Here is an 11,367-nt window from a genome sequence, read left to right on the forward strand (position 1 = left end):
CCCGCAGAGCGCGCAGGCCTTCACCGAGGCCGTGTCGGACATTTTCGAGCCGGCCATGTCGAACTTTTCGCAGGGTGTGCGCGGCTATTACTTCTCGTTAGCGGCCGCCGCGTGGCTGTTCGGTCCGATCCCTCTGGCGCTGGCCAGCATCGGGGCCACCGCGCTTCTGGCCTGGCGGCAGTCGCGCTCACAGGCGGCGCGCGGCCTGCGGCGGATGCGTGAGCTTTTGGAGGAGCATCCCTACCCTACCCGCACGCGCCCTATCTATGACGGCAAGGTCGAGGCTGAAAGCGAAAATGCTGCGTCGCAGCAAGATAAAACAAATATAGAAACGAAAGCCGGCTGAATCGTTTTCTAAATAACGCAAAGGTTTGCTTAACTTTAATTCTTACGCTTAGGAACCGTTGTAACGATACGTGATCATACAAATGCGTTTTCCGCTTGTGGATTTTTGCATCGCAACGTATAAAGTCAGTGTTCGACGTTTTTACGTCGATGCCCTTCCTGGGCGTTTCCTCCCTGTAGACTTTAAGCCGCGCTCGTGTAGCGCGGCTTTTTTTTGCCCGAATAAGTCCCTTATACCAACGGCCGAAGAGACTGACCGCATCCGGCCGTTGAAGCAACGAGACTGTCTCATATGTATCAGCGACATGAGACAGTCTCGAAGGTAATATCAAGAGTCATTTTCAATGACCCTTGGTATTACCTTCGCTTCAGCCCGTCGATCACTGCTGCGATGGCCGCCTGCATGCGCCCGGCTTTGGGGCTGAGGGTCAGGTTTGCCTCATCCATGTAGAGCCCGCGGTTCAGCTCGATCTGTAGCGCCTCCACCCCCTTGTGCGGCTGGGCGTAGCGTTCCAGCGTATAGCCGCCGGCAAAGGGATGGTTATGCGCCACGCGGAAGCCGTGCGCTTCGAACACCTGCCGCACAAAGGCCGTCAGGCCGGGCGCGCACGCCTCACCATGCAGATCCCCCAGCACAATATCCGCCAGTTTCGCCGACGGCTGGGCCTCCGTGCCCGGTTTGAGCGTCGTCGAGGGCATGGAGTGCCAATCGATCAGCGTCACCCGCCCGTGCGCCGATTTCGCTTCGGCCAGCGCCTCGGTCAGGGCACGGTGATAGGGAACGTGCACCTGCGCCAGACGCCGCGCCGCCTCGTCATAGGTGATCGGCTGCGCGTGAATCTCCCGCGCGCCCGACAGGCAGCGCGGAATGACGCCGTAACCGGACCGCACGCGCAGCGACTGGCTAAGTGCGCCTTTCGGCAGGGCGCCGCGGATCAGGCGCGGGTCCAGCTCAAGCGGGTGGCGGTTCACATCGACATAGGCGCGGCTGTAATTGGCCCGCACCGCCCACACCCCTTCCAGCGTCTCAAACCCGACCAGCGCGTCAACAAAGGCGTCTTCGGTCATGCGCAGGTGTTGCGCGTCATAGCGCGCCGCCGCCACAAAGTCCGGCGGCAGATACGGTCCCGAATGCGGCAAACCGAACACCAGCCCGCAACCCTTTACCGCCGGACGGCGTACATTCACGGCAGGGACGGTTTCAACTGGGGATGAAAGATCGGCCATTAAACCCGTGATAAGACAATTCTGCGCTCTCTTCACCCCTAATTTACACCTGCGCCCTAATCATCTACTCTCTGAGTAAACGGGGCCCCTTTCCCACAGGACCGGGATTAATGACCAAGATTCTCCTCGCGGAAGACGAAAATTCCGTGCGCAGCTTTTTGACGCGCGCCCTTCAGCGCGCCGGCTATGACGTTGTAAGCTGCCCCGATGGCGACAGCGCTATCGAAGCCCTCGATCAGGGGCCGTATGACCTGCTGCTGACCGACATTGTGATGCCTGGGGCCGACGGCATCGAAGTGGCCAAGGTCGCCTCGCAGCGCCAGCCGGGCCTGAAGATCATGTTCATCACCGGCTTCGCCGCCGTGGCGCTCAATGCGCAAAAGGCCTCCCCCGAAGCCAAGGTCCTCGAAAAGCCGGTGCATCTGCGCGAAATCGTCACCGAAGTCGAACGCCTGATCGCCGCCTGAGGGGCCAGTGTGGGCGGCCCGCGCAGATTTTTAAGTGGCGCTAACGCTTCGCTGCTTGAGCGCGGGCGAAATCGTCACCGAAGTCGAACGCCTGATCGCCGCCTGATGGGTCAGCGCGGGCGGCCCGCGCAGATTTTTTAAGTGGCGCTAACGCTTCGCTCCCTGAGCGCGGGCGAAATCGTCACCGAAGTCGAACGCCGGATCGCCGCCTGATGAGCCAGGGCAAGCCACCTTGGTAATACCTCCCCAGCTTGCTGGGGAGGGGGACCGCACGAACCGCCAAAGGCGGTGATCGGACCGCCGATGCGGATGCGGTGGTGGGGCCTCTTAGAGCCCACACGACCTTTCCCACACTTTCCACATTTTTGATCGCAAAAGCCCTTGCCACCGCCATTTTCGGCGGCTATACACCCGCTCCTCGCATCGGCACAGCGTTGCCGAACAATAGTGGACTCGTAGCTCAGCGGGAGAGCACTACGTTGACATCGTAGGGGTCACAGGTTCAATCCCTGTCGGGTCCACCATTTTCTCGTTTTCTTCGATAACCCGAAAGTGTTTTTTGAGTTTGCACTCAAAGGCTTCGGCTTTTGACGCCACGCAGGCTGCACTCCTGCCACTCAAGCGCTGTGTTTCAGGTGCACACCGTTTATAACCCGTAACCTTCTCCCCGGTCCTTTCGTACTCGCCCTGGCGCGTCGCGCCCAAAGCCTGCTGCCACAAACAGGTCAGCCGCAGGCGCAATCTGACGCCGCGAATTTAAAACTTACATTCGACACCGATATAGTCAGCGGCACCGTGCGCAACGGGGGAGATTGAGATGGACGGCCACAGCCACCCGACCACGGGACGCCCGCTTTGTACTGACGCTTCGCAGAGCCCCTGCCTCCGGCGTTACTCAGAGGTGCGGGCCGCGACCTTGCGCCTCGCTGCGCCCCTGTCGGCGGAGGACATGGTGGTGCAGTCCATGCCCGATGCCAGCCCGGCCAAGTGGCATCTGGCGCACACCACCTGGTTTTTTGAGACCTTTCTGCTCAGTCCCCGCCCCGGCTATGCGCCGTTCGATCCGCAGTACGGCTATTTGTTCAACTCCTATTACGAAGCCAAGGGGGCGCGTCAGCCGCGCGCCCAGCGTGGTATTCTCACCCGCCCAGCCCTGAGCGACATTCTGGCCTATCGTCAGCACGTGGATCATCATATGCGCGACCTGATCGCCGCCGGGCTCGATGCCGGAGGCGAGGCCCTGCTGGCGCTCGGTCTGGCGCACGAGGAGCAGCATCAGGAACTGCTGCTGATGGACATTTTGCACCTGTTCAGCCTGTCGCCGCTGGCCCCGGCCTACGATCCCGCCTTTGCCGCCGACGCCCCGGTGGGCGAGGCCCGGTTCATCGCCTGCGCCGGGGGGCTGGTCGAGATCGGCGCGACAGAGGACGGGTTTGCCTTCGACAATGAGCGGCCGCGCCATAAGGTCTGGCTGGAGCCCTATCAGATCGCCGATCGGCTGGTGCGCAATGGCGACTGGCTGGCCTTTATGCACGACGGCGGCTATGCGCGGCCGGAGTTGTGGCTGTCCGACGGCTGGGCCCGCGTGCAGGCCGAGGGCTGGCGCGCGCCCCTTTACTGGCGGCCCGACGGAGAGCAGTGGCAGGAATTCAGCCTGCGCGGCCTGCACCCCGCCGATCCCGACGCCCCCGTCACCCACATCAGCTTCTATGAGGCCGATGCCTTTGCCCGCTGGGCCGGGGCGCGCCTGCCGACCGAGGCCGAATGGGAGGCCGCCGCGCATCAGGGCGGGCTGCAGCAGGTAGATGACGTCGCCTGGCAATGGACGGCCAGCGCCTATCTCGGCTATCCGGGCTTTCGTCCGGGCGCGGGTGCCGTCGGCGAATATAATGGCAAGTTCATGAGCGGGCAGATGAGCCTGCGCGGCGGCAGCGCCTTTACGCCTGCCGGTCATGCGCGGGCCACCTATCGCAACTTCTTCGCGCCGGAAAAGCGCTGGGTGCGCGCGGGTCTGCGTCTGGCGCGCGATCACGCCCCGGCGGAGAGCCGCGATGAGGGCTTCGCCGCCGATGTGATCGCCGGTCTGTCGGCGCAGCCCAAATCCCTGTCTCCCAAGTATTTTTATGATGCGGCAGGCTCCGACCTGTTCGAGGTCATCTGCCGCACGCCGGAATATTACCCGACGCGCACCGAAACGCGCCTGCTGCACGACATTGCCGATGCGCTGGTGGCGGGCTGGACCGCCGATACGGTGCTGGTCGAATTTGGCAGCGGGGCCAGCGACAAGACGCGGATTCTGCTCGATGCCTGCCCGGCCTTGCGCACCTATGTGCCCATCGACATCAGCCCGGACGCCCTGCACGCCGCGATGGCGCGGCTGCAAAGCGCCTATCCGCATCTGAATGTCGTGCCGCTGGTGGGTGATTTCACGCAGACCCTGTCACGGCCCGCCGCCCTTGCAAACAGGCCGTGCGTCGGCTTCTTCCCCGGCTCAACCATCGGCAATTTCAGCCCGGACGAAGCGCGCGAGCTGCTGCGCGCCTTCCGGCACCTGCTGGGTGAAGAGGCGCAACTGATCGTCGGGGCAGACATGGTCAAGGAGGAAGCGACGCTGCACGCCGCCTATGATGATGCGGCGGGCGTGACGGCGGCCTTCAACAAAAACCTGCTGGTGCGCATGAATCGCGAATTACAGGGGGATTTCGACCTTGACGCCTTCGCGCATCTGGCCCTGTGGAACGCTGAGCGCGCGCGCATTGAAATGCATCTGGTCAGCCGCCGCGATCAGGTCGTGACCGTCGCCGGGCAGAGTTTCACGTTTGCGGAGGGCGAACGTCTGCATACGGAAAATGCCCATAAGTTCACGCCGGACAGCTTCGCGGCCCTGTGTCGTGACGCAGGCTGGACGGTCGCGCACCAGTGGATCAGCCCGGCCCCGGCCTTTGGCGTTTTCGTCCTGTCCTGAACCCTTCAGCTTGTGATGCGAATAACGCAGCCGGCATCGCTCCGATGTCGGAACACCTGAATCTGTCCGAAGCCTATTGAGCTTTGACGCCGCGCGGCCTACACAGGAAATTGCCCCGTACACGGACATTTTTCAGGACCGCCCCGATTGGATGATCACGCCTCGCCTTCGCCCGCAACTCAGTTTGGGGCCCTCCCCTTTCGCGAGACGCGCAAAGGCGAGGTCGAGTTCCTGCTGATCACCTCACGTGGCAGCGGACAGTGGATCATCCCCAAGGGCAAGCCCATTCCCGATCTGACGCCAGCGGAAACCGCCGCCCGCGAAGCCTTTGAAGAGGCAGGCATTCTGGGTGAGGTCGATCCGCACCCTATCGGACGCTTTGCCTATGTGAAGGATCAGGGCCAGCCCACGGCGCAGCTCATCCCCGCCGTCGAGGTGTTCGCCATGCGGGTGACGCAGCAACTGACGCTTTGGCCGGAAATGGGTCAGCGCAGCATGGTGTGGCTGACGCCGGAACAGGCGCTGCACGCCATCGAAATCGACGCCTTGCGCAAGATTGTGCGGCGCTTTGCCAAGGCCTTTGCCAAAGGGGCTTAATCAGCCGCGCGGCAGCGGCTCGGCCAGGGTTGAGCTTTCGAGCACCCGCGCCATGGCATCGCGCGCCGCCAGCAGCACCAGACGCAACTGACAATCATCGGGTGTCGGGCAATCCTCACACCGCGCATAGGCGGTGCGCGAGGCACACGGCGTCAGCGCCAGCGGCCCGTCGATCAGGCGGATCAGGTCGGCCATGCTGATCATATCGGACGGTCGCGCCAGCATATAGCCGCCCGAACGCCCGCGCTTCGACATCAGGAACCCTTCGCGGCGCAGCTCAAGCAATATGCCTTCGAGAAAATGCAGCGGCGCCTTGATGCGTTCCGCCAGCTCACCCGCCTGCACCGTCTGACCCTGGGGGATACGGGCCATTTCCTGCATGGCGCGGATGGCGTATTTGGCACGCTGAGACAACATGGCGGCGGGGCAACCTGTATTTTTATGTTCCGTCGCCGCCTATTAGCACGAACCGGGTTACGAAAGCCATAAGCCCTATATATTCGCTTTCATTACGAGCGGGCGCGGTCTTCGGCGGCAAAGTCATAGACGCGGATGCCGTCCTTTTCCGGCGGCGGTTCACGCCAGACGCGGCGCTGCATGGCGCGTTCGGCATCCAGACGGCCCGACGCCCAGTGCTCGTTCATGGTCAGGCGCGAAAATTCGTAGTCTTTGGATTGGCCATGATCGCCGCCGCCCGAATTGATCAGATGCACCAGCGAGACGCGGAAATGCGCGGCGCGCGCATAACAGGCCGCGATGGACGGCTCGGCCTGCACCTCCGGCGACAGCCGTTCGTACATGTGCCGGATGGCCTGACGCAGGCGATAGCGCTCCAGAAAGGCATCGGTATTGAGGCGCGTGCGGCTGGAATAGGTGATGTCCTTGACGCGGCCATAGACCTCATCGAGCGTTTTGGGCACCTCACCGCGCGACGAAAACAGGTCCATCTGAAAGACCAGGGTGTCACCATCCAGCCCCGCCGGAGCTTCGTGCAGCACATAGGTCAGGGGCGTGTTGGACACCACACCGCCGTCCCAGTAGGCTTCGCCGTCAATCGTCACCGCCGGGAAGCCGGGCGGCAGGGCCCCGGACGCCATGATGTGTTCCGGCGTGATTGGCGTTGTATGGCTGTCGAAATAGACCGAATTGCCCGTGCGTACATTGACCGCCCCGACGCTCAGGCGCACCTCACCACCGTTGATGCGGTCGAAATCGACATGACGCAGCAGGGTCTCGCGCAACGGCGAAATATCGTAGAAGCTCGTTTCCGACGGCAGGGACCACGGCGCGAAAAACGGCGTCAGGGCGGCGGGACGGAAGAAGCCCGGCACGCCGTTGAGCGCGCTCATATAGCCGCTCCATTGCCGAAAGGCGCTTTTCAGCCACGGATTATAGCCGCTCAGCGTATCGGCTGGGCTTTCTGACGTGATCTGCACCCAGAAGGACCGCAGCTTTTCGACGCGGTCTTCCGGCGCATTCCCGGCGATAATCGCCGCATTGATGGCGCCGATTGACACCCCGGCCACCCAGTCGGGCCTGACCCCGCCGGCGTGCAGCACCTCATAGGCCCCGCCCTGATAGGAGCCGAGCGCCCCGCCCCCCTGAAGCACCAGCACCGTCTGATCATAGGCCGCGCCGGGGTGGGTCACGGCGTCGGCGGCGGCAAGATCGGGATGGCTTTGATCCATGACAGGCAACTCCCCAACGGTCAGGCACTTACACGCGCTTTATGAACCGGAATCCGGCCTCGCGCATCATTTTTACGGACGATCACACAAAGCTTGAGCGGAACGACTCGAAAGGGCGAAAACAAGGCCAGTTAAGGTTTTTGTTAAGCCTTGTGGCTAAGCTGTGGCGTACTGATCCCCGCATTTTCTATTTCACGACCCGCAAAGGATACTGTCTCATGCGTCTTCCTGCCCTTCTCGCTGCCGTGGCGCTTGGCGCCCTCACCGCCACCGCCGCCTCGGCCCAGAACAGCCCTATCGCCGTTGATGTGCACGGCGGCACGACCGGCGTCGGCATCGGTGCCCGTTACAAGCTGAACGACACCTTTGTCCTGCGCGCTGATTACGACTCGCTGAAGCACAGCGATGACTTCAATTCGGATGACGTCCAGTACAATGGCGAGTTGGATTTCAAGCCGTTTACCTTCGCCGTGGACGTCCACCCCTTCCGCAATTCGTTCTTTGTGTCCGGCGGTTATGTGACCGGTGACCGCAATGTTAAGCTCGACGCGCGTCCGACCGGCACCACCAATATCGGTGGCGTGCCCTTCACCCCGGCGCAGATCGGCACGCTGCGCGCCAATGCCGATATGGGTGATGGTGCCCCGTTCCTCGGCCTCGGCTTCGACAATACCTTCACCAGGGATGGCCGCTTCGGCTTCCGTGTGCTGGCGGGGGCTGTGTTGGGCGATGACCCCAGCGTTACCCTGACGTCGGACGGCACCTATGCCAATGACCCGGCCTACAAGGCGGCGCTGGAGAAGGAACGTCAGGAGCTTCAGAACGACGTGAAGGACGCCAAGACCTGGCCCGTTCTGCAAGTCGGCCTGACGGTAAAATTCTGATCGGGCTGAGTGACGGCGGAAACGATAAGAGAGGCGGTCCTTTGCGGGACCGCCTTTTTCACTTCAGATCATAAACAACGCAGGTCTGGACCTGAACCCGATACAGCGGCGGCGTCTGAATAAAGGCATTTTCGGCCGCGCGGGCTTCAAGTTGATCGCGACCGGGAACGACTTGCGGCGGGCTTTTATACTCGACTCGTTCAGCCTTCATCTCTGTATCGACATCTGTTTCCAGGTTCCGCCCCAGAATATCCGCGCGGCAGGCGCGGCCCGACGGGTCGATCAGACGAATACCCCCCAGCGTGCTGCCCGTGGTCTCGGCTGCGCCTTGCGCCCGTACCGCTGCATCGCGTGTGGCCTGCGTGCGCAACCGGTCCCGCAGGGCATTGTCGGGATTCAGCGAAAAGACCACGCGATCGACCTGCGTCGGGGCGGCCGCCAGCACCAGCGCATAGACCGGCTCCAGCACGGTCATATCGCGTACCTCAACCCGCAGGGTCAGGGTGGCGTCATAGCCGCGGATCTTATCGCCGCGCACGTTAGCGATTTGCCGCCCGTCCTTGTCGCGATACTGCTCGTAAAAGGCCTGCACCGCAAAGTCCGTGGTGACGCGCACCGCCTCCGCCGGGCGCTGACGCAGGGCGGCGATCAGGGTTTCGGCCTGCGCGACCGCCTGACCCTGAGCCTCGCTGGCCGTCTTGCCCGTGCCCTTGAACCGCGCGGCGAAGGTGGCGCGGTTGGCCTCCACCTCCGTCTCCGCATAGCCCGTCTGCGGCAGGACCGCACGTTCCATCCACCACGGTGCAGCGTCAAAACGATCAGAGGTTTCAACCGGCTTTACAGGCGACGCGGCCTCGGCCCCGGCCGCCAGCAGCGGCAGGGCGCACAGGCCTATCCACAGGCGGCGCATCAGTTCAGCCCATAAACAACGCAGGCCTGCGCCGTCAGTTCATTCAGCGGCGGAGCCTGAATAAAGGCGTTCTGCGCCGCCTTGGCTTCAAGTTGCTCCACCGCGCTGCCACGGGCCGACATCTCCATAACGGGGGCGGGCGGCGGTGGCGGCGGAGCCATCGCATAGGCCACGGTCGTCGGCTCAAAATCCTGCCCGCCGCGCGGTTCACCGCGCGCCAGAATATCCGTCTGACAGGCGCGGCCCGTCGGGTCGATCACCTTGACCGCCCCCAGCTTGCCGCCAGCCGCTTCGGCAGCCTGACGCGCCCGGCGCGCCGCATCCTTCACCGCCTCATTATAAAGCCAGGTCTTGGTGGCGTTATCGGGCTCCAGCGAGAAATAGACCGGCTGGGACGCGGTGGGCGAGGCCGCCAGCACCAGAGCATAGGCGCGTTCCAGCGTGCGCAGGTCATAGACCTTCACATCCAGGCCCATGCTGACCTGATAGGCTTCGATCTTGTCGCCGCGCTGGTTTTCGATGCGGTTGCCTTCCTTGTCGCGGTACTGCTCATAGAGGACGCGCATGGAGAAAGAGGTGTTGACGCGCACCGCGTCCTTGCCCAGCTTTTTCAGCGCATCGGTCAGCGCCCGCGTTTGCGCCACGGCCTTTTGTTGCGCCTCATCCGCCGTCTTGCCCACGGCGAGGAAGGAGGCCGAAAAATGAGCGCGGTTGGCGTCAATTTCGGTACGCACATAGCCCGTCTGGGTGATGACCGGGGTCTTCATCCACCACGGCGCGCGGTCGTAATCCGAGGCCTGATAGTTATTGGTCGTCGTCTGAGCGACCGCCCCACCGGCCATGGCCAGCAGAGCGGACAATAGCAAGGTTTTAAAAACAACCGTCATCCCAATACCTCCATTATGCGGGAGCCGCGCCCCTTTATCTATGTAACCGCGAAATTTTATTCAGAATATGTCTTTTGAAACGGCAGATTTAGCAAAAACTCCTAATCTTTCGATAAATTTACTTATTTGATTTTTTTTAGAAAATTTTGTTTCTTTGAGTATCCAATATTAAAAAATGCACAATCAAACCCATAGAAGAGACAATCAGACACGGCACTGTGATTCGTTGTCATAGTATGTGACTTCCGGAATCCCGGATGCGCCCCCATGTTATTCACAGGGCCCTTAACGGCCCTGATCTCCACTGCGTATCAGAGGAGGGGGATATTATGTCAAACGACCATTTTCCGCATAGGCTACCATTACTCCGATTTGAACTTGACCGGCAGGAACTTGCGTTATCAACACCTTACACGACCAAAGAGGTTCTTGAGAACGAATACAAACGCAAAGATCCGTTTGCGACTCTCATCTTGGCTCGTTGCTACGATACGGGGCGTTACGTCATAAGGGATCAAAAAAGAGCTGAGCACCTCTATCAGCAGGCCCGTCAGCGTCTGAAAGCCTATGCTGAGCGGCAACACGCTCACGCAACGCTTTATCTGGCTCAGATGTATCACTCAGGTCAAGGGGGGGCAGTAGATTTGCTACGCGCCAACAAATTATTCAAGCAGGCTGCACGTCTGTTGTACTCTCAAGCAGAAAGTGACGATTTGCATGCCTGTCGGGCCCTTTGTTGGATTTACCATCACGGCATGTTGGGACAGGTAGACCTTAGCCTGGCGACGCAGTACGCGGCACGCGCGGCACGGCTAGGGTGTCGAGAGTCCTGCCTGTACGCTGCCGAGTCGTTGATCCAAGGCCGCAGCCGATTGCACAGTCCAATCCTAGGGGCCGATCTGCTGGAAGCCAACGCCAAGAGTGGCGACCCAGCCTGCCAATACCATTTGGGGCAGGTGTATGAAAATGGCGTCGGTCGCACAGCCAACTATGAAAAAGCCTATGCTTGGTATCTTCTAGCCTCAGCTCGTGGTTATACGCCCGCCATCCAGCGACGGCAGTCTCTTGAAGCTCAACTCAGTGCCAACCAGATTGGCCATATACAGAGGGAGGTCGCCGCATGGCAACCCGGACAGGATATCCGCCTGCACCCGCCTCCCAATGGACCACCTCACAGCACGTCCGGAGTGTATTGAACTCCAAAGGCATACTGTGCCCGCTCTATTGATGCTGACGCAGCATCAGGTAAGACCGACTCATTCCGATTTTGAGGCCCTAAGGGGTCTTTTTTATTGCCCACGAGTATTAGGCCGTAAACTCATAAATTGGGTTTTCAAGCTGGCTTATGCGTGATTCAAGGCTTCCACTGATTTGGAGGCCTTTTTCATGACCCGTCG

Annotated in this window: 11 protein-coding genes and 1 tRNA gene; 7 read left to right on the forward strand and 5 right to left on the reverse strand. The window is 61.4% G+C overall.

The annotated features are described in order from the left end of the window. Positions 1 to 346: DUF599 family protein (locus tag LDL37_RS13010; protein WP_290799080.1), on the forward strand; the 346-nt coding region annotated here is incomplete at its 5' end. 356 nt (positions 347 to 702) lie between these two features. On the opposite strand, the gene LDL37_RS13015 is transcribed toward LDL37_RS13010, so the two are convergent. Further along, entirely contained in the window at positions 703 to 1,572 is an 870-nt protein-coding gene (locus LDL37_RS13015; RefSeq protein ID WP_290799083.1) for an N-formylglutamate amidohydrolase, read from the reverse strand. Positions 1,573 to 1,682: 110 nt separating this feature from the next. On the opposite strand from LDL37_RS13015, the gene LDL37_RS13020 reads away from it, so the two are divergent. From LDL37_RS13020 to LDL37_RS13035, 4 genes are all read left to right on the forward strand, one after another. After that, positions 1,683 to 2,039 (forward strand): response regulator, encoded by a 357-nt coding sequence (locus tag LDL37_RS13020; protein ID WP_013479366.1) that lies wholly within the window; start codon positions 1,683 to 1,685, stop codon positions 2,037 to 2,039. 449 nt (positions 2,040 to 2,488) lie between these two features. Continuing rightward, a tRNA-Val gene (locus tag LDL37_RS13025) sits at positions 2,489 to 2,563 on the forward strand. Between the two features lie 293 nt (positions 2,564 to 2,856). Beyond that, a complete protein-coding gene (egtB, locus tag LDL37_RS13030) occupies positions 2,857 to 5,004 on the forward strand; it encodes an ergothioneine biosynthesis protein EgtB (protein WP_290799086.1) in 2,148 nt (715 codons plus the stop codon). 147 nt (positions 5,005 to 5,151) lie between these two features. Further along, a complete protein-coding gene (locus LDL37_RS13035) occupies positions 5,152 to 5,601 on the forward strand; it encodes an NUDIX hydrolase (RefSeq protein WP_290799089.1) in 450 nt (149 codons plus the stop codon). Here LDL37_RS13035 and LDL37_RS13040 read toward each other — a convergent pair whose 3' ends face one another. Both LDL37_RS13040 and LDL37_RS13045 read right to left on the reverse strand, forming a co-directional pair. Further along, positions 5,602 to 6,018: an Rrf2 family transcriptional regulator gene (locus tag LDL37_RS13040; protein WP_013479369.1), complete on the reverse strand. Its 417-nt coding sequence runs from the start codon at positions 6,016 to 6,018 to the stop codon at positions 5,602 to 5,604. Positions 6,019 to 6,110: 92 nt separating this feature from the next. After that, complete coding sequence (locus LDL37_RS13045) at positions 6,111 to 7,289, reverse strand: patatin-like phospholipase family protein (protein WP_290799093.1); 1,179 nt, start codon at positions 7,287 to 7,289, stop codon at positions 6,111 to 6,113. Positions 7,290 to 7,507: 218 nt separating this feature from the next. On the opposite strand from LDL37_RS13045, the gene LDL37_RS13050 reads away from it, so the two are divergent. Next, positions 7,508 to 8,173, forward strand: a complete 666-nt coding sequence (locus LDL37_RS13050) for a hypothetical protein (protein ID WP_290799096.1) — start codon at positions 7,508 to 7,510, stop codon at positions 8,171 to 8,173. Between the two features lie 58 nt (positions 8,174 to 8,231). On the opposite strand, the gene LDL37_RS13055 is transcribed toward LDL37_RS13050, so the two are convergent. Together LDL37_RS13055 and LDL37_RS13060 are read right to left on the reverse strand one after the other, a co-directional pair. Next, complete coding sequence (locus LDL37_RS13055) at positions 8,232 to 9,083, reverse strand: SIMPL domain-containing protein (protein ID WP_290799099.1); 852 nt, start codon at positions 9,081 to 9,083, stop codon at positions 8,232 to 8,234. Continuing rightward, positions 9,083 to 9,970: an SIMPL domain-containing protein gene (locus tag LDL37_RS13060; RefSeq protein WP_290799102.1), complete on the reverse strand. Its 888-nt coding sequence runs from the start codon at positions 9,968 to 9,970 to the stop codon at positions 9,083 to 9,085. The genes LDL37_RS13055 and LDL37_RS13060 overlap by 1 nt, the downstream gene beginning before the upstream one ends. Positions 9,971 to 10,299: 329 nt before the next feature. Here LDL37_RS13060 and LDL37_RS13065 point away from each other — a divergent pair, with 329 nt between their 5' ends. Continuing rightward, positions 10,300 to 11,166, forward strand: a complete 867-nt coding sequence (locus LDL37_RS13065) for a tetratricopeptide repeat protein (RefSeq protein ID WP_290799105.1) — start codon at positions 10,300 to 10,302, stop codon at positions 11,164 to 11,166. The last annotated feature ends 201 nt before the right edge of the window (positions 11,167 to 11,367 follow it).

Source organism: Asticcacaulis sp. (genome assembly GCF_020217185.1).
In the GTDB taxonomy this organism is placed as follows: Bacteria; Pseudomonadota; Alphaproteobacteria; order Caulobacterales; family Caulobacteraceae; genus Asticcacaulis.